This window comes from Pseudoxanthomonas sp. Root65, from assembly GCF_001427635.1.
Lineage (GTDB): Bacteria > Pseudomonadota > Gammaproteobacteria > Xanthomonadales > Xanthomonadaceae > Pseudoxanthomonas_A.
In genome coordinates this window covers 76,868-99,327 of the sequence record NZ_LMHA01000003.1, presented here as the reverse complement: position 1 = coordinate 99,327, position 22,460 = coordinate 76,868, and the positions used below count along the sequence as shown (strand labels likewise).

Annotated in this window: 22 protein-coding genes and 1 tRNA gene; 5 read left to right on the top strand and 18 right to left on the bottom strand. The window is 68.6% G+C overall.

Going from position 1 to position 22,460, the window contains the following annotated elements:
• Positions 1–34: 34 nt before the first annotated feature.
• From ASD77_RS15175 to tpiA, 5 genes are all read right to left on the bottom strand, one after another.
• Entirely contained in the window at positions 35–589 is a 555-nt protein-coding gene (locus ASD77_RS15175) for an NADH-quinone oxidoreductase subunit B (RefSeq protein ID WP_055943825.1), read from the bottom strand.
• Positions 580–936 (bottom strand): NADH-quinone oxidoreductase subunit A, encoded by a 357-nt coding sequence (locus ASD77_RS15170; protein WP_055943822.1) that lies wholly within the window; start codon positions 934–936, stop codon positions 580–582. The genes ASD77_RS15175 and ASD77_RS15170 overlap by 10 nt, the downstream gene beginning before the upstream one ends.
• Before the next feature lie 303 nt (positions 937–1,239).
• Positions 1,240–1,324: transfer RNA gene (locus ASD77_RS15165), tRNA-Leu, on the bottom strand.
• 47 nt (positions 1,325–1,371) lie between these two features.
• Complete coding sequence (gene secG / locus ASD77_RS15160) at positions 1,372–1,818, bottom strand: preprotein translocase subunit SecG (protein ID WP_055943820.1); 447 nt, start codon at positions 1,816–1,818, stop codon at positions 1,372–1,374.
• Between the two features lie 59 nt (positions 1,819–1,877).
• Positions 1,878–2,636 carry a triose-phosphate isomerase gene (tpiA, locus tag ASD77_RS15155; RefSeq protein WP_055943817.1) on the bottom strand — a complete coding sequence of 253 codons (759 nt, stop codon included), beginning with the start codon at positions 2,634–2,636 and terminating at the stop codon, positions 1,878–1,880.
• Positions 2,637–2,745: 109 nt separating this feature from the next.
• Between tpiA and ASD77_RS15150 the strand changes: the two genes are divergently transcribed.
• The gene (locus tag ASD77_RS15150; protein WP_055943814.1) at positions 2,746–3,555 is read left to right on the top strand and encodes an SDR family oxidoreductase; all 810 of its coding nucleotides are present in this window, start codon (positions 2,746–2,748) and stop codon (positions 3,553–3,555) included.
• 123 nt (positions 3,556–3,678) lie between these two features.
• Here the strand turns inward: ASD77_RS15150 and ASD77_RS15145 are convergent, their stop codons facing one another.
• The 5 genes from ASD77_RS15145 to trpB all read right to left on the bottom strand — a co-directional run bounded on the left by ASD77_RS15145 (position 3,679) and on the right by trpB (position 9,027).
• Positions 3,679–4,617, bottom strand: a complete 939-nt coding sequence (locus ASD77_RS15145; RefSeq protein ID WP_055944993.1) for a 2-oxoglutarate and iron-dependent oxygenase domain-containing protein — start codon at positions 4,615–4,617, stop codon at positions 3,679–3,681.
• A 77-nt stretch (positions 4,618–4,694) separates the two neighbouring features.
• On the bottom strand, positions 4,695–6,044 hold the full coding sequence (gene glmM / locus ASD77_RS15140; protein WP_055943811.1) for a phosphoglucosamine mutase: 1,350 nt from the start codon (positions 6,042–6,044) through the stop codon (positions 4,695–4,697).
• Complete coding sequence (gene accD, locus ASD77_RS15135) at positions 6,041–6,934, bottom strand: acetyl-CoA carboxylase, carboxyltransferase subunit beta (protein ID WP_055943808.1); 894 nt, start codon at positions 6,932–6,934, stop codon at positions 6,041–6,043. The genes glmM and accD overlap by 4 nt, the downstream gene beginning before the upstream one ends.
• Positions 6,935–7,021: 87 nt before the next feature.
• Positions 7,022–7,819, bottom strand: coding sequence for a tryptophan synthase subunit alpha (gene trpA / locus ASD77_RS15130; RefSeq protein WP_055943805.1), 798 nt, complete (start codon positions 7,817–7,819; stop codon positions 7,022–7,024).
• Positions 7,816–9,027, bottom strand: a complete 1,212-nt coding sequence (gene trpB / locus ASD77_RS15125) for a tryptophan synthase subunit beta (protein ID WP_200947414.1) — start codon at positions 9,025–9,027, stop codon at positions 7,816–7,818. Before trpB ends, trpA begins: the two co-directional genes overlap by 4 nt.
• A gap of 96 nt (positions 9,028–9,123) precedes the next feature.
• On the opposite strand from trpB, the gene ASD77_RS15120 reads away from it, so the two are divergent.
• Positions 9,124–10,008 (top strand): LysR family transcriptional regulator, encoded by an 885-nt coding sequence (locus ASD77_RS15120; protein ID WP_055943800.1) that lies wholly within the window; start codon positions 9,124–9,126, stop codon positions 10,006–10,008.
• A 1-nt stretch (position 10,009) separates the two neighbouring features.
• On the opposite strand, the gene ASD77_RS15115 is transcribed toward ASD77_RS15120, so the two are convergent.
• The 7 genes from ASD77_RS15115 to prmB all read right to left on the bottom strand — a co-directional run bounded on the left by ASD77_RS15115 (position 10,010) and on the right by prmB (position 17,564).
• Entirely contained in the window at positions 10,010–10,642 is a 633-nt protein-coding gene (locus ASD77_RS15115; RefSeq protein ID WP_055943795.1) for a phosphoribosylanthranilate isomerase, read from the bottom strand.
• 24 nt (positions 10,643–10,666) lie between these two features.
• A complete protein-coding gene (truA, locus tag ASD77_RS15110; RefSeq protein ID WP_055943792.1) occupies positions 10,667–11,470 on the bottom strand; it encodes a tRNA pseudouridine(38-40) synthase TruA in 804 nt (267 codons plus the stop codon).
• Between the two features lie 18 nt (positions 11,471–11,488).
• A complete protein-coding gene (locus ASD77_RS18640; protein WP_268793389.1) occupies positions 11,489–13,231 on the bottom strand; it encodes a FimV/HubP family polar landmark protein in 1,743 nt (580 codons plus the stop codon).
• Between the two features lie 38 nt (positions 13,232–13,269).
• Entirely contained in the window at positions 13,270–14,295 is a 1,026-nt protein-coding gene (locus ASD77_RS15100) for an aspartate-semialdehyde dehydrogenase (RefSeq protein ID WP_055943789.1), read from the bottom strand.
• A gap of 77 nt (positions 14,296–14,372) precedes the next feature.
• Complete coding sequence (locus ASD77_RS15095) at positions 14,373–15,407, bottom strand: D-glycerate dehydrogenase (RefSeq protein WP_055943787.1); 1,035 nt, start codon at positions 15,405–15,407, stop codon at positions 14,373–14,375.
• Positions 15,400–16,503, bottom strand: a complete 1,104-nt coding sequence (gene aroC, locus ASD77_RS15090) for a chorismate synthase (protein WP_055943785.1) — start codon at positions 16,501–16,503, stop codon at positions 15,400–15,402. Before aroC ends, ASD77_RS15095 begins: the two co-directional genes overlap by 8 nt.
• 131 nt (positions 16,504–16,634) lie before the next feature.
• On the bottom strand, positions 16,635–17,564 hold the full coding sequence (gene prmB, locus ASD77_RS15085) for a 50S ribosomal protein L3 N(5)-glutamine methyltransferase (RefSeq protein WP_055943783.1): 930 nt from the start codon (positions 17,562–17,564) through the stop codon (positions 16,635–16,637).
• A gap of 138 nt (positions 17,565–17,702) precedes the next feature.
• Here prmB and ASD77_RS15080 point away from each other — a divergent pair, with 138 nt between their 5' ends.
• Positions 17,703–18,356 carry an SCO family protein gene (locus ASD77_RS15080; RefSeq protein WP_055943779.1) on the top strand — a complete coding sequence of 218 codons (654 nt, stop codon included), beginning with the start codon at positions 17,703–17,705 and terminating at the stop codon, positions 18,354–18,356.
• A complete protein-coding gene (gene asd / locus ASD77_RS15075) occupies positions 18,353–19,195 on the top strand; it encodes an archaetidylserine decarboxylase (protein ID WP_055943777.1) in 843 nt (280 codons plus the stop codon). The genes ASD77_RS15080 and asd overlap by 4 nt, the downstream gene beginning before the upstream one ends.
• 24 nt (positions 19,196–19,219) lie before the next feature.
• On the opposite strand, the gene ASD77_RS15070 is transcribed toward asd, so the two are convergent.
• Positions 19,220–20,800: a transglycosylase SLT domain-containing protein gene (locus ASD77_RS15070; RefSeq protein WP_055943774.1), complete on the bottom strand. Its 1,581-nt coding sequence runs from the start codon at positions 20,798–20,800 to the stop codon at positions 19,220–19,222.
• A gap of 135 nt (positions 20,801–20,935) precedes the next feature.
• Here ASD77_RS15070 and ASD77_RS15065 point away from each other — a divergent pair, with 135 nt between their 5' ends.
• On the top strand, positions 20,936–22,438 hold the full coding sequence (locus ASD77_RS15065) for a helicase HerA-like domain-containing protein (RefSeq protein WP_055943771.1): 1,503 nt from the start codon (positions 20,936–20,938) through the stop codon (positions 22,436–22,438).
• The last annotated feature ends 22 nt before the right edge of the window (positions 22,439–22,460 follow it).

The following is a 22,460-nucleotide window of genomic DNA, read 5'->3' as shown; positions in this document are numbered from 1 at the left end:
TGCTCTGAAGGGGGATGTCAGGGAACAACAGGAATCAGCGCGCGATGGTCTGCGTACGCCAGATCTTTTTCTGCAACTGCAGGATGCCGTACACCAGCGCCTCGGCCGTGGGCGGACAACCGGGCACGTACACGTCCACCGGCACCACGCGGTCGCAGCCGCGCACGACGGAGTACGAGTAGTGGTAGTAACCGCCGCCATTGGCGCAGCTGCCCATCGAGATCACCCACTTCGGCTCGGGCATCTGGTCGTAGACCTTGCGCAGTGCGGGGGCCATCTTGTTGACCAGCGTGCCGGCCACGATCATCACGTCGGACTGGCGCGGCGACGGGCGAAACACCACGCCGTAGCGGTCCAGGTCCAGCCGCGAGGTGCCGGCGTGCATCATTTCCACTGCACAACACGCCAGGCCGAAGGTCATCGGCCACATCGAGCCGGTGCGCGCCCAGTTCATCAGCGCATCCACGCTGGTGGTGACGTAGCCCTTTTCCAGCAGCGGGTTGTCGCCTTCGGGGCGCAGGATGTCGTCCACCCGCCCTTCCGGGATCGGGTTGTTCATCAGACGGTCGACGGTCTGGATCACTCCCATTCGAGCGCTCCCTTCTTCCAAACGTAAATAAAGCCGAGGAAGAGCATGCCCACGAACAGGCCCATCGTGACCAGCGCACGCGGACCCAGCTCCTGGAACACCAGCGTCCACGGAACGATGAAGATGATTTCCAGATCGAACACGATGAACTGGATGGCGATCAGGTAATAGCGCACGTCGAACTTCATGCGCGCGTCCTCGAAGGCCTCGAAGCCGCATTCGTACGGAGACAGCTTCTGGGCGTCGGGACGACGCGGACCGAGGAAGCGACCGGCGACCATCAGCGCGATGCCGATGCCGGTGGCGACGATCAGGAACAACAGGGTGGGCAGGTAATTGGCCAGCACTCGCTTGTCTCGTCTTGTCCTATCCGCCGGCGCGCACGACACGGCACGGCATGAATGGGGCTCGCAGCGCCCGCCCGAGGCCTGCGCCGCGGGCGGCCCGTCGATGCAACCATCGGGCCCACCTTCTGCGGGCGCCCTTCCGCAACACGTACCGGGCGCCCGATGAATCGGCGGGATTGTAACGGTTTGTGAACTCTCTAGTAAACGATTACCGGCGCTTGTCGCCGCCATCGGCAAAAGAAAAAACCCGCCGGAAGGCGGGTTCTTTCGATGCGGGACGACGTTGCCGCCGACCCGCCTTGTTGGTGCCCAAGAGGGGACTCGAACCCCTACGACTTTCGCCGCTACCACCTCAAGGTAGTGCGTCTACCAATTCCGCCACCTGGGCATTGAAACCTGTGCGACGCGTTGCGCGCGCCGCCATTGTAGCCGGCCTCAGCCGCCCTGCGGCGGTGTCACCGGCGGTGTTTCCGTCGCCGGCGCCGTTTCCTGCGGTGCCGCCGGAACGGTTCCGGCCGGTGCAGCCGGTGCCGACTGGATCGGCGAACTCGGCACGGTCGACGGCTTGGGCAGTTCGCCCGCCGGTGCGGCCGGCGCCGCCGGCAGCTGCGACATCACGCCCAGGTTCTGCTCGGTGGTCGGGCGCGCACTATGCGTCGCGTACCACGCCATGAACAGGCTGATGCCGAAGAACGCGATGGCCAGCCACTTGGTGCTCTTGGAGAGGAAGTTGGACGCACCGCGCGCGCCGAACACCGTGCCGGATGCGCCGCCACCGAAGCCGGAACCCGCCTGGGCCCCCGAACCGCGCTGCATCAGCACCAACGCGATGATGGCGATGGCCACCAGCACGTACACCACATTCAGGATCAACATCCACATTTGGAATCAGTCTCAACCGGTTGAGTCGCCCGGCCCCGATGGACCGGTCGTGCCGGGGGTCACCCCCGACCGGCCGCCGCCTGCGCGATGGCCAGGAAATCCCGGGCGACCAGGGAAGCGCCGCCCACCAGCCCTCCATCGACATCGGGCTGCGAGAACAGTTCCGCGGCGTTGTCGGGCTTCACGCTGCCGCCATACAGGAGGGGCAGCGAGCCGGCGATTCTAGCATCGCGCGCGGCGACTTCGCCACGAATGAACGCATGCACTGCCTGCGCCTGGGCTGGCGTGGCGGTCAGGCCGGTGCCGATGGCCCAGACCGGCTCGTAGGCGATGACCGCGCCCTCGAACGCCTGCGGGCCCGCCAGATCGAACACGGCGTCGAGCTGCTTCTGGACGCGGAACTCGGTCTGGCCGTCCTTGCGCTGCTGCTCGGTTTCGCCCACACACAGCACCGGGATCAGGCCGGCATGCTTGGCGGCCAGGAACTTCCTGGCCACGAATTCGCTGCTTTCGTTGTGGTGCTGGCGGCGCTCGGAGTGCCCGACCAGGCCGTAGCGCGCGCCCACGTCCACGAGCATGGACGCGCAGACTTCGCCGGTGTAGGCGCCCTTCTCGTTGCTGCTGACGTCCTGCGCGCCGAAGGCCACGCCACGGTCGCCGTAGTCCTCGATCAGCTCGCCCAGGTAGGGCAGCGGGGGCAGGATCAGCAGGTCCACGCCGTCCAGCGGCAGGCCCGCGACCAGTTCGTCCATCAGCGCGGTCGCGAAACCACGGGTGCCATGGAGCTTCCAGTTGCCCGCCACGAGCTTGCGACGCATAAGACCAATTCCTGTCCAGTCCGGGGCCGCGCAGTCTAGCCGATGTTGGACGGCGCACCTACCGGCCGCGCTATCGTGCCGGGAATCCATCCCGTACCCAGACCCCGCCATGTCCGATGCCTCCTCCGCTGTTCCTTCCGGCTACGCCCTGGTCACCGGCGCCTCCAGCGGCATCGGCGAGCAGATCGCCCGCGAGTACGCGCGGCGCGGCGTCCCGCTGGTGCTCACCGCGCGCCGACGGGATCGCCTTGAGGCGCTGGCGACGGAACTGCGCGTGCAGGTGCCGGTGGAAATCGCGACGGCGGACCTGGCCGATCCATCCGCACCCGCGGCGCTGGTGGCCGAACTGGAACGGCGTGGCGTGCAGATCCGCATCCTCGTCAACAATGCCGGCTACGGCATGCCGGGACGCTACCGCAGCAACGACTGGACCGCGCATGCCGCGTTCCTGCAGGTGATGGTGACGGCCGTGTCCGAACTGACGTGGCGGCTGCTGCCCGCCCTGCGCGCGTCCGGACAGGGCCGGATCCTCAACGTCGCCTCGTTCGCCGCGCTGATGCCGGCCGCCGAAGGGCAGACGCTGTATGCGCCGGTGAAGAGCTTCCTGGTCAAGTTCAGCGAAGCGATGGCGCTGGAAAACGCGGACCGCGGCGTGCACGCCACCGCGCTATGCCCGGGATTCACCTACTCCGAGTTCCACGATGTCACCGGCACCCGTTCGCGGATGCGGGTCTCGCCGACGATGTGGTTGCAGGCCGCGGATGTGGCGCGCGCCGGCATCGAGGGCAACGAACGCGGCGAGGTGCTGGTCGTGCCCGGTTGGCGCTATCACCTGCTGCACGCCATCGTGAAACTGCTGCCGCATCGCGTGGCCATGGGATTGATGGCGAAGAATTCGCGACGCGTACGGCCGTTGTAGCGGCCGTACGCGTCGCGACGGGATTCGGGATTGGTGATTCGGGATTCGTGAAAGCAAAGGCAAAAGCACGGGCACGTAGGCCTTCGGCCCCTGCTCTTGCGAATCCCGAATCCCGAATCCCGGCTATTTCAGCTTGATCTCGCGTAAGCGCTCTTCCAGATAACCCTGGGCCGTGATCGGTTCGGCATAGCGCTTGGGATTGTCGGGCGTGATGGTGGACGGCAACACGTCGATCAGGAAATCCGGATTCGGGTGCAGGAAGAACGGCACCGAGTAGCGCGGCTGGCGCGCCTGTTCGCCCGGCGGGTTGGTCACGCGGTGGGTGGTGGACGGATACACGTGGTTGGTCAGGCGCTGCAGCATGTCGCCGATGTTGACCACGATGGTGTCGGCGTCGGACGTGAACGGCACCCACTCGCCCTGCTTCGACTTCACTTCCAGACCCGCAGCGCTGGCGCCGACCAGCAGCGTGATCAGGTTGATGTCTTCGTGCGCACCCGCGCGCACGTTCGGGATGTCGTCGGTGGTGATCGGCGGGTAATGGATCGGGCGCAGGATCGAGTTGCCGGAATCGGTCTTGTCGGCGAAATAGGTTTCCGGCAGGCCGATGTGCAGCGCCAGCGCCGACAGCACGCGAGAACCGAGCTGGTCCAGCGCCTGGTAGAGGCCATAGCCGTGCTCACGGAAGCCCGGCACTTCGTCCGGCCACAGATTGGGCGGCATCACGTCGCGGTACTTCGAGTCGTCCGCGATCTCGCGACCGATGTGCCAGAACTCCTTCAGGTCGAAGTGCTTGGAGTCCTTGGCGGTCTCCACGCCGAACGGCGTGTAGCCGCGCGCACCACCACTGCCGGGCACGTGGTACTGCTGCTTCACCTCGTCGGGCAACGCGAAGAAATGCTTGAAGACGCCATACGCCGCATCGATCTGCGCCTGCGGGATACCGTGGTTGCGGATGCCGGCGAACCCCCATTCGCGATAGGCCGCGCCGAGTTCGGCCACGAAGGCCTCGCGATCGGTGTCGAAACGGGTGATGTCCAGCGTGGGGATACGGGCACTCATGCGGTTCTGCTCCAGCAAGTTTGTTTCGCGGGGAACGCCATTGGATCGTTCCCGCGCCAGTGATTCATTGATCCGGCTCAAGCCGCGGCGGCGGCCCGCACGGCGTCGGCCAGGGTGTCCAGCGTGCTGCGCACCAGCGCCTCGTCATCGGCCTCGACCGTGACGCGCACCACCGGCTCGGTACCGGAAGGACGCAGGAAGGCGCGACCGCGCCCGGACACCGCGGCCTGCGCCTGCACCAGCGCGGCCTGCACGCTGGCGGCCTCGGTCGGCCTAGCGCCATTGGCCAGCTTCACGTTGATGGTCTTCTGCGGCAGCATGGTCAGGCCGTCCAGTGCCTCACGCAGCGACAGCTTGCGGCGCTTCAGCGCCTCCAGCACCTGCAGCGCCGCGATGATGGCGTCGCCGGTGGTCGTGCGGTCCAGGCACAGCAGGTGGCCGGAGGCTTCGCCGCCGAGCACCGCGTTGCCCTCGACCAGCGCCTGGTGCACGTAGCGGTCGCCGACCTTGGTGCGGACGAACGGAATCTCGAGCTTGCCCAGCGCGCGCTCCAGGCCGTAGTTGGTCATCAGCGTGCCGACCACCGGGCCGCGCAGCCGCCCGCTCGCCTGCCAGTCGCGGGCGAGCAGGTAGATCAGTTCGTCGCCGTCCACCGGCGTGCCCTGCCCGTCCGCCATCAGCACGCGGTCGCCGTCGCCATCGAAGGCGATACCCAGGTGCGCGCCGGTTTCGCGGACCTTCGCGGCCAGGCTGTCGAGGTGCATGGAACCCACGCCATCGTTGATGTTGATGCCGTTCGGCTCCACGCCGATGGTGATCACCTCGGCACCCAGTTCGCGGAACAGCAGCGGTGCGATGTGGTACGTCGCGCCGTGGGCGCAGTCCAGCACCAGCTTCAGCCCCTTGAGGTCGAAGCGGCGCGGCACGCTGGCCTTGCAGAACTCCATGTAGCGGCCCACCGCGTCGCGCGTGCGGATCGCCTTGCCGAGCTTTTCGGACTCGGCGGTGAAGAACGGTGCATCCAGCGCGGCTTCGATGGCCGCCTCGGTGGCGTCGTCCAGCTTTTCGCCTTCGGCCGAGAAGAACTTGATGCCATTGTCGTAGTGCGGGTTGTGCGAGGCGCTGATCACGATGCCGGCGTCGGCGCCCAGCGTGCGGGTCAGGAAGGCCACGGCCGGCGTCGGCATCGGCCCCATCAGCTGCACGTCGGCGCCGGCGGCGACCAGGCCAGCTTCCAGCGCGGCCTCGAACATGTAGCCGGAAATGCGCGTGTCCTTGCCGATCACCACCACCGGCCGGGCATCACCGGCCTTTTCGCACAGCACGCGACCCAGCGCGTTGCCCAGCCGCAGCACGAAGTCCGCGGAAATCGGGCCGGTGCCAACGCGACCGCGGATGCCGTCGGTACCAAAGTACTTGCGACTCATGCGCTCACCAGTTCGCTGTCCTGCGGCTTGGGCTGTCGCATCATCAACGCCAGCAGGTCGGCCAGCCGGTCACGCAGTTCGCGGCGGTCGCAGATCTGGTCGATGGCGCCATGGGCCACCAGGAACTCCGAGCGCTGGAAGCCTTCCGGCAGCGTCTCGCGCACGGTCTGCTCGATCACGCGCGGGCCGGCGAAGCCGATCAGCGCTTCCGGCTCGGCCAGGTTGATGTCGCCCAGCATCGCGAAGCTGGCCGAGACGCCGCCGGTGGTGGGATGCGTCATCACCGAGATGTACGGCAGTCCGGCCTCGCGCAGGCGACCGAGCGCGGCCGAGGTCTTGGCCATCTGCATCAGCGAGAACAGGCTTTCCTGCATGCGCGCGCCGCCGCTGGCGGAGAAGCACACGAACGGCGAACCGATCTCCAGCGCCTTCTCGGCGCCGAGCGAGAAACGCTCGCCCACCACCGAGCCCATCGAACCGCCCATGTAGGCGAAATCGAAGGAACTGGCGACCAGGTCGCGGCCCTTCAGGGTGCCCTGCAGCGTGATAAGCGCATCGCGCTCGCCGGTGCTCTTCTGCGCGGCCTTGATGCGGTCGGCGTACTTCTTCTGGTCCTTGAACTTCAGCACGTCGGTCGGGCCGAGCGCCGCGCCGATTTCGCGGGTGCTGCCCGGATCGAACAGCGCCGCCAGGCGCGCGCGGGCGCGGATCGGCATGTGGAAGCTGCACTTCGGGCAGACCTCCAGGTTTTCCTCCAGCTCCGGCCGGTACAGCACCGCGCCGCAGCGGTCGCATTTTTCCCACAGGCCCTCGGGGACGCTGCGTTTGCTCTTGCCCGCGTTGCCCTCGGTGCGGATGCCCGACGGCATCAGTTTGCTGAGCCAGCTCATGCGTGGTCTTGCTGCCTGCCCCTGACGGGGCCTCATGGATTAGCGCGGCAGTTTAGCTCAGTCGTCCATGCACAACCGTACGGTGGTTCAGCCGTCCAGCGCCGCCCGCAGCGGCGCCAGGAAGGCCGATGCCTGCGCCGGGGCATCGCCACCAGCGTCGGCCAGTGCCGCCACCAGCGCGCTGCCGACCACCACGCCATCGGCATCGGTCGCCATCGCGGCCGCGCTGGCGGCATCCTTGATGCCGAAACCGGCCACCACGGGCACGCGCGAGTTCGCCCGCAACTGCTTCAGCCGTGCGCCCGCCGCGGCGGTATCCAGCCGGTCGGACGCGCCGGTCACGCCGGCGAAGCTGACGTAGTACAGGTAGCCCTGCGCGGTGTCGCACAGCATCCGCAGGCGCTCGGGCGAGGTGGTCGGCGAGGCCAGCGCGATCAGGGCCAGGCCCTCGCGGTTGAAGACCGCGCGCGTTTCCTCCGCTTCCTCCGGCGGCAGGTCGACCAGCAGCACGCCGTCCACGCCGGCGGCGACGGCCTCGCGGGCGAAACGCTCCGCGCCGTGGATCTCCACCGGGTTCAGGTAGCCCATCAACACGATCGGCGTGCCGTCGTCCTGCTGGCGGAACACCTCGACCGCTTCCAGCACGTAGCGCAGGCCGGCACCCCGCGCCAGGGCGCGCTCCGAACTGCGCTGGATGACGGGGCCATCGGCCATCGGATCGGAGAACGGCACGCCGAGCTCGATGACATCCGCCCCGACGGCAACCAGCGCATGCATCACCGGCACGGTGGACTCCAGCGCCGGATCGCCGGCAGTGATGAACGGCACCAGGGCCTTGCGGTGGGCGGCCTTCAGTTCGGCGAATTTCTGTTCGAAACGGCTCACAGGCTGATCCCCTCGCGCGCGGCGATCGTGTGCACATCCTTGTCGCCGCGGCCGGACAGGTTGCACAGCACCAGCTGGTCCTTCGGCAGCTCGCGCGCCAGCTTGATCGCCTGGGCCACGGCGTGGCTGGATTCCAGCGCCGGCAGGATGCCCTCCGTGCGGGTCAGGCGGTGGAACGCCGCCAGCGCCTCGTCGTCGGTCACGCCTACATAGTCGGCGCGACCGCTGTCCTTCAGGAAGGCGTGCTCCGGCCCGACGCCCGGGTAGTCCAGGCCGGCGGAGATGGAATGCGTTTCGATGATCTGCCCGTCGTCGTCGCAGATCACGTAGGTGCGGTTGCCATGCAGCACGCCGATGCGGCCGGCCGACAGCGACGAGGCGTGGCGACCGGTCTCGATGCCGTCGCCCGCCGCTTCGGCACCAACGATGCGCACGCCGGGATCGTTGAGGAAGGCGTGGAACAGGCCGATCGCGTTGCTGCCACCGCCGACGCAGGCGGTGATCGCATCCGGCAGGCGGCCGTAGTCGGCCAGCATCTGCGCCCTCGCCTCGCGGCCGACCACGGCATTGAAGTCGCGGACCATGCGCGGGTAAGGATCGGGGCCGGCGACGGTGCCGATGATGTAGAAGGTGTCGTGCACGTTGGTCACCCAGTCGCGCATCGCCTCGTTCAGGGCGTCCTTCAGCGTGGCCGAACCGCTGGTCACCGGTACCACGGTCGCGCCGAGCAGCTTCATCCGGTAGACGTTGATCTTCTGCCGTTCGATGTCGGTGGCGCCCATGTAGACCACGCATTCCAGCCCCAGCCGCGTGGCGACGGTGGCGCTGGCCACGCCGTGCTGGCCGGCGCCGGTCTCGGCGATGATCCGCTTCTTGCCCATGCGGCTGGCCAGCAGCGCCTGGCCGATGGTGTTGTTGATCTTGTGTGCGCCGGTGTGGTTCAGGTCCTCGCGCTTGAGCAGGATCTGTGCGCCGCCGACCTCACGGCTCAGCCGCTCGGCGTGGTAGATCGGGCTGGGCCGGCCGACGTAGTGCTTGAGGTCCTTGTCGAAGGCGGCGACGAAGGCCGGATCGACCCGGGCGGTGTCGTAGGCCGTGGCCAGTTCCTGCAGCGGCCCGATCAGGGTCTCGGCGACGAAGCGGCCACCGTGGTGGCCGAAGTGGCCGCGGGCGTCGGGGTAGGCGTGATAGTCGGCGGGCGCGGTCATGGGCATCGGGTTGCGGGAACGAACCGTCACTCTAGCGCACAGATGACCCCCTTGAAATCAATGAAATATCACCGATCCGTGACTTAAACTGACACCATGTCGCGTCCCCTGCCCCCGCTCAACGCCCTTCGTGCCTTCGAGGCGGCGGCCCGCCTGGGCAGCGTCAGCCGCGCCGCTGCCGAGCTGCACGTCACCCACGGCGCGGTCAGCCGGCATGTGCGCAGCCTGGAAGACGCACTCGGCCGCCCCCTGTTCGTCCGTGAAGGCCGCGGGCTGGCGCTCACCGCCGACGGCGTGCGCCTGCGCGATGTGGCCGGCGATGCGTTTTCCACCCTGCAGGCGGGCTGGACGGCGCTGCAGCGTGAGCGGCACCCGTCGGCCTTCGTGCTGGGCTGCCCCGGCAGCCTGCTGGCGCGCTGGGTGATTCCCCGGCTGGCGCCGCTGGCCACCGACCTGCCCCAGCTGAAGCTGCACCTCTCGGCGCAGGAAAGCGGCTTCGACGCCGCCCTGACCGGGCTGGACGCCGCCCTGCTGCTCGGCGAGGCGCCGTGGCCGGCCGGCTGGGACGTGCACACGCTGGCCCCGGAACGGATCGGTCCGGTGCTCAGTCCGCGTTACGCGCACGCGGCGCGACTGCGGGACGCACCGGCCAGCGCCCTTGCGGGGGAAGCCGTCCTGCATACGACATCGCGACCGCAGGCGTGGCCGCGCTGGTTCGCCTCACAGGAACTGGATGCCGGCACCCTGCAGACCGGCGCCGCCTTCGACCACCTGACCTACCTGCTGGAAGCCGCGGTCGCCGGGCTGGGCGTGGCGATCGCGCCGCAGGAACTCGTGCAGGCCGACCTGGACAGTGGACGCCTGTTGGCGCCGTGGGGTTTCGTCGACACCGGCGGCGAGTGGGCGCTCTGCGCCGTGCGCGGCAGCCAGGATCCGCGCATCGCCGCGCTGGCGGCCTGGCTGCGTACCACGCTGGCCTGACTCAGGCGAGGATGTCCGCCTCGCGCACCGCGTCGACGAAGCGCCGCATCTTCTCCGCGTCCTTGATGCCGGGGGCGGCCTCGATGCCGCTGGAGACATCCACGCCCCACGGCCGCGCCGTGCGCAAGGCAAGGCCGACATTCGCCGGCGACAGCCCGCCCGCCAGCAGGAACGGCCTGTCAGTGGAGGTCGGCATGCGCCGCCAGTCGAAGCGCTGACCGCTGCCCCCCTGCTCGCCCGCCGCATGGCCGTCGAACAGGAATCCCTGCGCGCCGGGATACGCCGAGACGTGGGCGAACACACGTTCATCCTGCCCGCCCATGGCGATCGCTTTCCAGTACGGACGGCCGAAGGAGGTTGCCAGGGCGTCGTCCTCGCCGCCGTGGAACTGCAGCAGATCCGGCTGCAACGACTCGACGATGTGCTCGACATCGCTGCGCGGGTTGTCCATCACCAGCGCGACCACGGCGATCTCCTCCGGCACCAGGTCGCGCAGCATGCGCGCCTGCCCGAGCAGCAGCCGGCGTGGACTGTGCGGCGCGAAGACGAGGCCGATGTAATCGACGCCCAGCTCCACCGCCAGGCGGACATCCTCGGCACGGGTCAGGCCACAGAACTTGATACGCGTATGCATGGCGGAAGGGTAACCCGGCCGCCCTCAGCCGGTGGCGACCGGCAGGGTGACTTCCGACGGCAGGCTCCACTCGGCCGGATACAGCGGACTGACGAAGACCAGGCCGTCCGGCGGCGCGGTCGGTCCGGCCACGGTACGGTCACGCCCGGCCAGCAGTTCGGCCATCCAGCCCTCGGGCTGCTCACCGCGACCGACCACCAGCAGCGATCCGACGATGTTGCGGACCATGTGGTGGAGGAAGGCGTTCGCCTGCACCTCCACGATGACGCGCTCGCCCTGGCGCACCACGGAAATCGCATGCAGGTTGCGCATCGCATGCGGTGCCTGGCAATGCACGGTGCGGAAGGCGCTGAAGTCGTTCTCGCCGACCAGTTGCTGGGCGGCGCGATGCATGGCGTCGGCATCCAGCGGCAGCCGCTCCCAGCTGAGGTAATGCCGTTCCAGCGCCGGGCGTGCGATCCGGTTCAGCAGCGTGTAGCGGTAGCGGCGTGCCCGTGCGGAGAAGCGCGCATTGAAATCGTCCGCCACCGGCTGGCACCAGCGCACGCAGACGGCAGGCGGCAATCGCGCGGTCGCACCGAGCAGCCAGCTGCGCGGCGTGCGTGCGGCATCACTGTCGAAATGCACGACTTGGCATTGTGCGTGCACGCCGGCGTCCGTGCGGCCCGCGCAGATGGTGTCGACCTGCGCATCGGCCACCGACGACAGCGCGCCTTCGAGCGCCGCCTGCACCGTGGTGGTGTCGTCCGGCGTGCCGGACTTGCTGAGCCGTTGCCAGCCCTGGAATCCGCTGCCGTCGTACTCGACGCCCAGCGCGTAGCGCGTCACTGCATCGCTCCGTGCCTGTCAGCCGATATCGCGCAGCAGTTGCAGGGCTTCATCGCGCGCCGTCGCATCATGACCCGCGGCGACCTCGTTCAGCAGATCGCGGGCGGTCGCCATGTCGCCCAGATCGAGATAGGCCACCGCCAGCTCCAGGCGGTCGCGACCGGCCGGTGCCGTCGCCACCGGCGCAACGGGTGCGCTGCCGCCGGCATGCCAGGTCGGACCCTGCGCCGGCGTCGGCTTGCGGGCGGGCCGGAGCGGGGCGGCGGCGGGGACGATCACGACCGGCTCCAGCACCGGACTGGAGACCGGTTCCGGTGCGGCGGCCGGCGCCGCCGGCATGCCGGCGGCCAGTTCGGCGGCCCGGCTGCCCGGCGATGCACCATCGAACACGGGGTTCCGCGGCACCGGCGACGGCGACACGCGCTGGCGGCGCTGCGCGAATCCCCAGGCCAGCGCGCCGACGAACAGCAGGCCGAAGCCCGCCCACGCCCACACCGGCACGCTGCCGTCGCTGCCATTGCCCTGCGCCAGCCGCTGCTGGGCGGCGGCCAGGTCGCTGTCCTTCATGGCCAGCAGCTTCTCCTGCTGCGCCTTGAGCTTTTCCAGGTCCGCGACCTGAGAGCGCAGTTCCTGCACTTCGGCCTCGCGCGCGGCCAGGTCTTCCTTCGACTGCTGCAACTGTTCGTTCGCCAACATCTCGCCCTCACCGCCGGCGCTGACGCCGGACTGCGTTCCAGAACCCGTCGTGCTCGTGGCCGCGGGTGCGATTTCCAGGCGCGCGCCCGCCACCGGCGGCGCACGTGATGGCGTGGCGGCCTGCGCGGGGGCGATCGCCGGTTCGACCACGGCGGCCGGCTGCGGGATCGGCGCCCGCGCGCGGCGCCATTCGGCGATCTGGCTGCGCACCAGTGCGGCAGCCTCGCTCTCCAGGATGGTCTGCGCCTCCGCCGACTCCGGCACGCGCAACACCGCGCCCTGCTTCAGCAGATTGACGTTGCCATTGATGAAGGCTTCGGGATTGGCCCGCAGCAGTGCCACCATGGCCTGGTCCAGCGTGTAGCCCTGCTCGCGCGCCAGCGGCGCCGCGATCTGCGACAGCGACTGGCCTCGACGCACCGGCGCCAGCGTATCGCCGGACGCGACGGAAGGCGCCGGCGTGGCCGCCACGGCCGGTGCTGGCGGCGGGGCCGGACGCACGGGCGCTTCCGGCGTGGCCTGAGGTGTCGGTTCTGGCTCAGTGGGCGTGCTGGTGGCGACCGGGTCGACCGGCCGCTCGATGATGTCGGTCGGCGCCGCGGCCGGCGCATCGATCACCGGCTGTCCGGCGGCGGCCAGCGTGCCCGGCGCACTGACCAGCGCCGAATACTCGCGCACCAGCCGGCCCTGGCCCCAGTCCACCTCGATCAGGAAGTTCACCGCTGCCACGTCCACCGGCGTGCGGCTGGTGACACGCACCACCGGGCGCCCGGCGTCGTCCAGCGCGATGGTGAAATCGAGTTCGTTGACCAGGCCCTCCGGTCGCGGCAGGCCGACGCGCTCGAACGTCACCGGCGACGCCAGGCGTGCGCGCAGCTGTTCCAGTTCGCCCGGCTCGCTGGAAATGACCGGGATCTCGGCCAGCAGCGGCTGGCCGGGTTGCGATTTGACCCTGATCTCCCCCAGGCCCAGCGCGAGGGCGGCGTTGCTCAGCAACGCCAGCCCCAGCCCGATCATGCCGGCCAGGTGGAGTCTTGCCGCCCGAGGTCTTTGCTTCGGTTTCACGGCCTTCCCCAAGTTTTCCCGGCCACGACTATAGCGGTTCAGCCGTTTTTCGCCACCAGCTCGGCCACCTGCACGGCGTTGAGGGCGGCGCCCTTGCGGATGTTGTCGGAGACGATCCACAGGTTGAGGCCACGCGGGTGCGAGATGTCCTCGCGAATGCGGCCGACATACACCGGGTCGGTGCCGGAGGCGTGGGTCACCGGCGTGGGGTAGCCACCCGGCACGCGGTCGTCCACGACTTCGACACCCGGCGCGGCCTCCAGCAACGCGCGCGCTTCGGCGGCGGTGATCTTGTCGCGGGTCTCGATGGCCACGGCTTCGGAGTGCCCGTAGAACACCGGCACGCGCACGGCGGTCGGGTTCACCTGGATGCCGTCGTCGCCGAGGATCTTGCGCGTCTCCCACACCAGCTTCATCTCTTCCTTGGTGAAGCCGTTGTCGAGGAAGTCGTCGATCTGCGGGATCAGGTTGAAGGCGATCTGCACCGGGAAGCGCTGCGGATCCGGGTCCTGGAAGTTGAGCAGCGCGCCGGTCTGGCGGCCGAGCTCCTCCAGCGCCGAGCGCCCGGCGCCGGAGACCGACTGGTAGGTCGCCACGTTGATCCGCTCGATGCCGACCTTGCGATGGATCGGCGCCAGCGCCACCAGCATCTGCATGGTCGAGCAGTTCGGATTGGCGATGATGCCGCGCGGACGGTTCTGCACCTGTTCCGGGTTCACCTCGCTGACCACCAGCGGCACGTCGGCGTCGTAACGGAAGGCCGAGGAGTTGTCGATGACAACCGCGCCCGCGGCAGCGAACTTCGGCGCGAATTCCTTGGAGATGCCACCGCCGGCGGAGAACAGCGCGATGTCGATGCCGGCCGGGTCGAAGGTGGCCAGGTTCTGCACGGTGATCTTTTCGCCGTTGAACTCGACGCTGTTGCCGGCCGAGCGCTCGGACGCCAGCGCGACGAGCGTGCCGACCGGAAAGTTCCGCTCGGCCAGGATGGACAGCATGGTTTCACCGACGGCGCCGGTGGCGCCCACGACGGCGACGTTGAAGGTACGGTTCTGGTTGCTCATGGAAGATTTTTTCGCGAGATAAGGAATGAAGACAGCAGACAGGAGAAGGCTGTGCTCGGGGAACCTGCGGACGTACCTCAGGCTCCCTGTCGTTTGGCGGTGATGGCTTTGGCGGCGGCGGACAGCACGTCCGGATTGACCGGGGTCGGCGGATGGCCCGCGTCCGGGCCTGCGCCGAGCGCGGCGATCAGGTTGTCCACCGCCAGCGAGACCATCGCGCGGCGCGTGGCCAGGCTGGCGCTGGCGATGTGCGGCGTCAGCACTACGTTGCGCAGTGCCAGCAGTTCCGGACGCACGGCCGGTTCGTCTTCGTAGACGTCCAGACCGGCGGCGGCAAGTCGCCCGTTCGCCAGCGCATCGGAAAGCGCCACTTCGTCGACGAGGCCGCCGCGCGCGATGTTCACCAGCGTGGCGGTCGGCTTCATCTTCGACAGCGCCGCCGCATCGACCAGATGATGTACCTGCGGCGAGTAAGGCAGCACCAGCAGCACGTGATCGGCCTGCGCGAGCAGGTCATCGAAGCCGGCGTACACCGCGCCGCATGCGCGCTCGACCGTCTCCGGTAGCCGGCTGCGGTTGTGGTAAAGCACACGCATGTCGAAACCGCGCGCACGCCGCGCGATGCCCTGCCCGATCCGGCCCATGCCGACGATGCCCAGCGTGCTGCCATGCAGGTCGGCGCCGAGCAGCGTGCCGAACGACCACTGCTGCCACTGGCCGTCGCGCAGCCATCGCTCGGCCTCGGTGATGCGGCGTGCGGTGGCCATCAGCAGGGCGAAGCCGAAGTCGGCCGTGGTCTCGGTCAGCACGTCCGGCGTATTGGTGGCGACGATGCCGGCCTGGGTCAGCGCGGCGATATCGAGATTGTTGTAACCCACGCCGACATTGGCGATGGCACGCAGCTGCGTGGCGCCGGCGATTTCCGGTGCGCCGATGCGTTCGTTCAGCGTCACCAGCGCACCGGCGCAGTCGCGCAGCGCGACGGCGATGGCCTCGGGCGGGTGTTCGGTGACCTCGGCCGTCGACCGCACGTCGAAGTGCGCGGCCAGCCGTCCGACGATGTCGTCGAACAGCGGCTGCGACACCCACACGCGCGGCCGCGGCTCAGCCATCGACGCTGCCGGGAACGTAAGGCGGCACCTCGCCCACGTCGCCGCACTGCGCGCGATGGCGCAACGCCTGGTCCATCAGGACCAGCGCCATCATCGCCTCGGCGATGGGGGTGGCGCGGATGCCGACGCAGGGGTCGTGCCGTCCGGTGGTGATGACGTCGACGGTGTTGCCGTCCACGTCCACCGTCGCGCCTGGCAGGCGCAGGCTGGAGGTCGGCTTCAGCACGATCGACGCGGTGACCTGCTGCCCGGTGGAAATGCCACCGAGGATGCCGCCGGCATGGTTGGAGAGGAAGCCGGCCGGCGTCATCAGGTCGCGGTGTTCGGTGCCCTTCTGGGTGACGGCCGCGAAACCGTCGCCGATCTCCACCCCCTTCACCGCGTTGATGCTCATCAGCGCGGCGGCGAGATCGCCATCGAGCTTGCCGTAGATCGGCTCGCCCCAGCCGGCGGGCACGCCGTCGGCCACGACATTGACGCGCGCGCCGATGGAATCGCCCGACTTGCGCAGCGCGTCCATGTAGCTTTCCAGCGCCGGCACCTGCGCCGCATGCGGCCAGAAGAACGGATTGTCTTCCACCGCCTTCCAGTCGAAGCCGTCCGGCACGATCGGGCCGAGCTGCGACAGGTAACCGCGCACGGTCACGCCATGCCGCTGCTGCAGCCACTTCTTGGCGATCACGCCGGCCGCCACGCGCATGGTGGTTTCGCGTGCGGACGAGCGACCGCCGCCGCGCGGATCGCGGATGCCGTACTTCTGCCAGTAGGTGTAGTCGGCGTGGCCGGGCCGGAACTGCCGCGCGATGTCGGTGTAGTCCTTGCTGCGCTGGTCGGTGTTGCGGATCAGCAGCGCGATCGGCGTGCCGGTGCTGCGGCCCTCGTACACGCCGCTGAGGATCTCGACCTCATCGGCCTCGCGACGCGCGGAGGTATGCCGCGACTTGCCGGTGGCGCGGCGCTCCAGGTCGTGGCGGAACTCCTCCGGCGCGATCTCCAGGCCCGGCGGGCAGCCGTCGACCACGCAGCCGATGGCCGGCCCGTGCGATTCGCCGAACGTGGTGACCGTGAGGAGTTTTCCGAAACTGTTGCTGCTCAAGCGCCGCTCCGCTGTGGAACCATCCGTGCCGGGCGTCGAAGCATCGCACGCCGGCCGCCCTATTGTGCAGCGCGCCAATGCCGGCCGCGACGGTTGCAGGCGCAACCGCTGCCGACAGCGTGCGCGCCGCCTTATTTTCGAGCGGCGGCGAGTTGGGTGATGCGGGCGTTGTGGCGGATCAGCTCGGCGCATTCGACGGCGAAGATGCCCATCTGCCCCACCTTGAACTCGATCCAGGCGAACTCGACATCCGGCAGCAGCTTGACCAACGCGCGCTCGGATTCACCGACCTCGCAGATCAGCAGGCCGTCCTGGCTCAGGTGCAGCGGCGCGTCGCGCAGGATCTTCAGCACCAGGTCCAGGCCGTCGTCGCCGGCACGCAGGCCGAGTTCGGGCTCGAAGGAATACTCCTTCGGCAGCGCGTCGGTCTCGTCGTTGGTGACGTAGGGCGGGTTGGTGACGATCAGGTCGTAATGCTTGCCGGTCAGGCCGGCAAACAGGTCCGACTTGAGGAAGTGCACGTTGTCGGCCAGCAGGCGCGCCTTGTTCTCGGCCGACAGCGCCAGCGCATCGTCGCTGATGTCCACACCATCGACCTGCCAATCCGGGTTGTAGTGACCCATCGCGATGGCGATGCAGCCCGAGCCGGTGCACAGGTCGAGCGCGCGGTTGACTTCGCGGCCGCCCAGCCAAGGCTCGAACCCGGCTTCGATCAGTTCGGCGATCGGCGAGCGCGGCACAAGCGCGCGCGCATCGCTCTTGAAGCTCAGCCCGGCGAACCAGGCCTCGCCGGTCAGGTAGGCGACCGGGATGCGCTCGTTGACGCGGCGCTCGAACAGCGCCAGCACCTGGGCCTTCTCAGCGGTGGTCACGCGCGCCTGGCCGTAGGCCGGCCCCAGGTCCGGCGGCAGGTGCAGCGTGTGCAGGACCAGGTGGGAGGCTTCGTCCAGCGCGTTGTCGTAACTGTGGCCGAAAGTCAGACCGGCCGCGTTGAAACGGCTGGCGCCGTAGCGGATCAGGTCGATGAGGGTGTGCAGTTCGGCGGCGACGTCGGCGGTCATGGCAAGGCTTGTGGAGACGCCGGAACGGCGAAGGCCGCCGATTATAGGGGCTGCCCCGGTATCATGGCCGCCTCCTGCCGCGCCCATGCGGCCCTTGGCCCCGCGGCCACGCCCTTCCATCGTGGGAATCCCCAGCGCATGTTCAACAAGAAGATCGGCCTCATCCTCGTCCTGGCGCTGGCCGCCGGCCTGGGCCTGCTGGCCGCACAGAAATTCTTCGGTCCGGTCACGCCGGCCACGCAATGGCCGGCCACCCAGACCGTCACCCTGTTCCCGCAGACACGGCCGTTGCCGCCGTTCTCGCTGCGCCAGTCCGACGGCACCCAGCTCACCGACGGCGAACTGAAAGGCCATTGGACGCTGGTCTTCCTGGGCTTCACCTTCTGCCCGGACGTCTGCCCGACCACGCTGGCCGAACTGGCCCAGGCGCAGGCGCAGTGGAAGGACCTGCCCGACTCCACCCGCCCGCGCGTGCTGTTCGTATCGGTCGATCCGGAGCGTGATACACCCACGCGCATCGGCGAGTACGCGCACGCCTTCCATCCCGACACGATGGCGGCCACGGCCGATGTTCCCACGCTGGAGAACTTCGCCAAGTCGCTGGGCTTCGTCTTCATGAAGGTGCCGGGAGACGGCTTCGAGCAGAACCCGAACGACTACAGCATGGACCACTCCTCGGCGATCGGCGTGCTCGACCCGCAGGGCCGCCTGGCCGGCCTGATCCGCCCACCGTTCCAGCCCAAGGCGATCGCCGCCGACCTGCGCGCACTGACCGAGGCGTCGACGAAATGAGTCTGCTGACCTCGCTGACCTACGTCCTGCCTCACCGCCTGCTGTCGTCGCTGGCGCGCAGGCTGGCGTATTCCACATCGCCGGGCACCAGCCGCTGGCTGATCGATACGGTGACGAAGAAGTTCAATGTCGACCTGGACGAAGCCGCCAACCCCGACCCGCGTTCCTACCCCAGCTTCAATGCCTTCTTCACCCGTGCATTGAAGTCCGACGCGCGCGTCGCCGATCCTGATCCGCGCGCGCTGCTGATGCCGGCGGACGGCCATATCAGCCAGTGCGGCCCCATCGAGGACGGCCGCATCTTCCAGGCCAAGGGGCAGTCGTTCACCGCCGCCGAACTGCTGGGCGATGCCGCAGACGCGGCGCCGTTCCGCAACGGCCTGTTCGCCACTGTCTACCTGTCGCCGCGCGACTACCACCGCGTGCACATGCCGTGGACCGGTACGTTGCGCGAGACGGTGCATGTTCCCGGCCGGCTCTTCAGCGTGGGCACCGATGCGGTGGCCAACGTGCCGCGCCTGTTCGCCCGCAACGAACGCCTGGTCTGCCACTTCGACACCGACTTCGGTCCGATGGTCTCGGTCATGGTCGGCGCACTGCTGGTCTCCGGCGTGGAGACGGTGTGGAGCGGCGAGGAAATTCCTGCGTACGGCAGCGCGATTACCCGCAAGGACTATCGCGGCAAGGGCGTCACGCTGGAGCGTTTCGCGGAAATGGCCCGTTTCAACTACGGCTCCACCGTCATCGTGCTGCTGCCGCCGGGCGCGGCGACGCTGTCGCCTGCTCTGAAAGCGGAATCCCCGGTGCGATTGGGACAAGCGCTCGCCCGGCTGCACTAACGGGTAGCGTGCGCCATGCGCACGCTACTTCCTGCAACTCTCCAGCTTCAGTTCCTGACCCGGACGCACAGAGTACGCCGGCGCCTTGAGCTTGTTGGCCTGCGCCAGCTTCTTCAGGTCGCACTGGAAGCGCTGCGAGATGCGGCCCAGGGTATCGCCTTTCGCCACGCGGTACTCGCGTACCTGGGTGGCCTTCGGTTCGGCAGGCTGGGATTCGCCCGTGGCGACCGTGGTCGGCACACCCGCCACCGGCATCACATCACCGACGGCGACATTGCCGGCCCGCGATCCACGCCGGATCGCGCCCGTCGGATCGGCGCTCACCAGGGTGCGGGCCAGTTCGGCGCGCGGCCCGTTCACACAGTGGCGCGCGTACAGGCTGGCAATGCGTGCATTCGCCTTGAGCGTGGTGCCGGCCGGGATCCAGGCTTCCGGCTGGTAGCGTGGGTTGAGGTTGCGCAGCGTACGCATGTAGCCCTCGCGCGTGCCGCCATTGCCCAGGCAGATGGTCAGTTCGTAGATGGACGCATCGCGTGCCAGCTTCAGCGCCGTGGGTTGGGCGTTGACCTTGGGGAACTCCAGCCCGTACTGGCGCGGGTGCAGGAACAGCCATGCCGCCGCGATCACCATGGGCACGTAGTCACGGGTTTCGCCGGGAAACTGGCTGTAGACCACGTCGTCCCAGAAGCCCAGGCCCGGATTCTCGCGGTACACGCGTGCCGCGCGGCCTTCGCCGCCGTTGTAGGCGGCCAGCGCCAGTTCGATGTTGTTGTTGAGGCCACGCATGCGCTCGTTCATGTAGGCGGCGCTCGCCTGTCCCGACGCATACGGGTCGTAGCGGGTATCGAAGCCGCTCGCATCACGCCCCAGGCCGAAACGTGCCCCGGTGTGAAACATGAACTGCATCGGCCCCGCCGCACCCGCGCGCGAGGTCGAATGCACGCGACCGTTGGACTCCTTCGCCATGATGCCGAACAGCAGCGCTTCCGGCAGGCCGCTGCGCTCCCACGCCGGGTACAGCTCGGCGCGCATGTTCTGGTAGTTCTCGTAGCTGTCGATCAGCGCCGGACGCATGTCGGTAAGCCAGCGGCGGATACCGGCCTGGATGGCCGGGTTGTATTCGACCATGCGGTCGAACGCGTGCCGCTGGTCGTTCAACAGCGCGGCGGCGCGGGCGGTCTCGGGTATCGCGGCGGCGCTGTGGACGGCGTGGTCGGTACCATCGTCCAGCGCGTCGATGACATCACTCTCCCCCGCCTCATCTTCGCCTTGCGCATCGGCGTTGCCCTTGAGCAGACGCTTGTAGGTCGCCAGCAGGGTGGGCACCTGGCAACCGCGTTGCTGCACGCAGGCGGCCAGCACGTCCTCCATGTCCTCCAGCGCGGCATCGCTCTCCGTCGCACCGCGTGGATCGCTGTTGGCGACCAACACCAGGCCATCGCGGTAGCGCTTCTCGGCCGCGGCCATGCGCTGCTCCAGTGCTTCGGCAGCGGCCCGGTCTTTCGCGGACACGCGTTGCGCCAGCGACACCGGCGAGACCACCAGGAGAGAAAGGGCGACCGCAACGGGCCAGTGGCGCAGACAGGCAGGAACCGCAAACGACATCAGGTATGCATCCAGAGTGTGAGCCGGGAGGGTAGCCCCGGCCGCGCACCGCGGGCAAGGTCGGATGTCGCAGGTCTTTATCCCGGAGGCGGTTTGCAGCCGCTAGAATCCCGCCATCACCACGCGAGGTTGCACATGGATCCGATCCTGCTGGGCAAGGGCGTCACGGACGATATCCCGGTCACGCTGCTGCCGAAGTTCGGCAATCGCCACGGACTGGTGGCAGGCGCCACCGGCACCGGCAAGACGGTGACGCTGATGACGCTGGCCGAAGGCTTCTCGCGCATGGGCGTGCCCGTGTTCATGGCCGACGTGAAAGGCGATGTCGGCGGCCTGGCGGTGGCCGGTGACGGCAGCGAGCGGGTGATGCAGCGCGCGAAGGACATCGGCATCGCCGACTACGCGCCCATCGCCAGCCCGGTGGTGTTCTGGGACCTGTACGGCAAGCTCGGCCACCCGGTCCGCACCACGGTCAGCGAGATGGGGCCCACCCTGCTCTCGCGCATCCTGGAACTGAACGACACCCAGAGCGGCGTGCTGGACATCGTGTTCAAACTCGCCGACGACCGCGGCCTGCTGCTGCTCGACCTGGAAGACCTGCGCGCCCTGCTGGGCCTGGTCGCCGCGGAGCGCAAGGACATTTCCACCAGCTATGGGCTGGTCAGCACGCAGTCGGTGGGCGCCATCCAGCGCGCGCTGCTGCGGCTGGAACAGGAAGGCGGCGAGATGTTCTTCGGCGAGCCGGCGCTGGAACTGGCCGACCTGATGCGCACCAACACCGACGGCCGCGGCGTGATCGGCATCCTGGCGGCGGACCAGCTCATCCTGAAGCCGCGCCTGTATTCCAGCTTCCTGCTGTGGCTGCTGTCGGAACTGTTCGAGACGCTGCCGGAAGTCGGCGACCTGGACAAGCCGAAGCTGGTGTTCGTGTTCGACGAAGCGCACCTGCTGTTCGACGACGCGCCGCCGGCGCTGCAGCAGCGCATCGAGCAGGTCGTGCGCCTGATCCGCTCCAAGGGCGTGGGTGTGTATTTCTGTTCGCAGTTCCCCGACGACGTGCCCGACAACATCCTGGGCCAGTTGGGCAACCGTGTGCAGCACGCCCTGCGCGCATTCACCCCGCGCGACCAGAAGGCGGTGAAAACCGCCGCGCAGACCTTCGTGCCGAACCCGAAGCTGGACGTGGCCCAGACCATTTCCACGCTGGGCACCGGCGAGGCGCTGGTATCGACGCTGCAGGACAAGGGCATCCCGTCGCCGGTGCAGCAGACGCTGGTGTCGCCGCCGCGCTGCCGCATGGGCGCGATCAACGAGACCGAGCGCCAGCAGGTGCGCAACGGCAGTCCCGTCGGCGGCAAGTACGACACGGCGGTGAATCGCGAATCGGCAGCGGAACTGCTGGCGAAGCGCGCGGAGACGGTCGTACAGGCCGCCAATGCGCCGGCGGCGAAGACGGAAAAGGACGATCCGGATGCCGGCGGCTTCGGTCAGACAGTCAAGGACGCGGTGTTCGGTACCAAGCGCCGCCAGGGCATGATCGAGACGATGGCCAAGCAGACCACGCGCACCATCGGCACCAAGCTGGGCAACCAGATCGTGCGCGGCATCCTGGGCAGCATCTTCGGCGGGCGGCGCTGATCGCGCTCGGCGCTGCCATGCG

Excerpts from the sequence above, each read along its gene's own strand:
- ASD77_RS15175 (WP_055943825.1), bottom strand. The coding sequence starts at position 589 with ATGGGAGTGATCCAGACCGTCGACCGTCTGATGAACAACCCGATCCCG.
- secG (WP_055943820.1), bottom strand. The coding sequence starts at position 1,818 with ATGTGGATGTTGATCCTGAATGTGGTGTACGTGCTGGTGGCCATCGCC.
- tpiA (WP_055943817.1), bottom strand. The coding sequence starts at position 2,636 with ATGCGTCGCAAGCTCGTGGCGGGCAACTGGAAGCTCCATGGCACCCGT.
- ASD77_RS15150 (WP_055943814.1), top strand. The coding sequence starts at position 2,746 with ATGTCCGATGCCTCCTCCGCTGTTCCTTCCGGCTACGCCCTGGTCACC.
- ASD77_RS15145 (WP_055944993.1), bottom strand. The coding sequence starts at position 4,617 with ATGAGTGCCCGTATCCCCACGCTGGACATCACCCGTTTCGACACCGAT.
- glmM (WP_055943811.1), bottom strand. The coding sequence starts at position 6,044 with ATGAGTCGCAAGTACTTTGGTACCGACGGCATCCGCGGTCGCGTTGGC.
- accD (WP_055943808.1), bottom strand. The coding sequence starts at position 6,934 with ATGAGCTGGCTCAGCAAACTGATGCCGTCGGGCATCCGCACCGAGGGC.
- trpB (WP_200947414.1), bottom strand. The coding sequence starts at position 9,027 with ATGACCGCGCCCGCCGACTATCACGCCTACCCCGACGCCCGCGGCCAC.
- ASD77_RS15120 (WP_055943800.1), top strand. The coding sequence starts at position 9,124 with ATGTCGCGTCCCCTGCCCCCGCTCAACGCCCTTCGTGCCTTCGAGGCG.
- ASD77_RS15115 (WP_055943795.1), bottom strand. The coding sequence starts at position 10,642 with ATGCATACGCGTATCAAGTTCTGTGGCCTGACCCGTGCCGAGGATGTC.
- ASD77_RS15100 (WP_055943789.1), bottom strand. The coding sequence starts at position 14,295 with ATGAGCAACCAGAACCGTACCTTCAACGTCGCCGTCGTGGGCGCCACC.
- ASD77_RS15095 (WP_055943787.1), bottom strand. The coding sequence starts at position 15,407 with ATGGCTGAGCCGCGGCCGCGCGTGTGGGTGTCGCAGCCGCTGTTCGAC.
- prmB (WP_055943783.1), bottom strand. The coding sequence starts at position 17,564 with ATGACCGCCGACGTCGCCGCCGAACTGCACACCCTCATCGACCTGATC.
- ASD77_RS15080 (WP_055943779.1), top strand. The coding sequence starts at position 17,703 with ATGTTCAACAAGAAGATCGGCCTCATCCTCGTCCTGGCGCTGGCCGCC.
- asd (WP_055943777.1), top strand. The coding sequence starts at position 18,353 with ATGAGTCTGCTGACCTCGCTGACCTACGTCCTGCCTCACCGCCTGCTG.
- ASD77_RS15070 (WP_055943774.1), bottom strand. The coding sequence starts at position 20,800 with ATGTCGTTTGCGGTTCCTGCCTGTCTGCGCCACTGGCCCGTTGCGGTC.
- ASD77_RS15065 (WP_055943771.1), top strand. The coding sequence starts at position 20,936 with ATGGATCCGATCCTGCTGGGCAAGGGCGTCACGGACGATATCCCGGTC.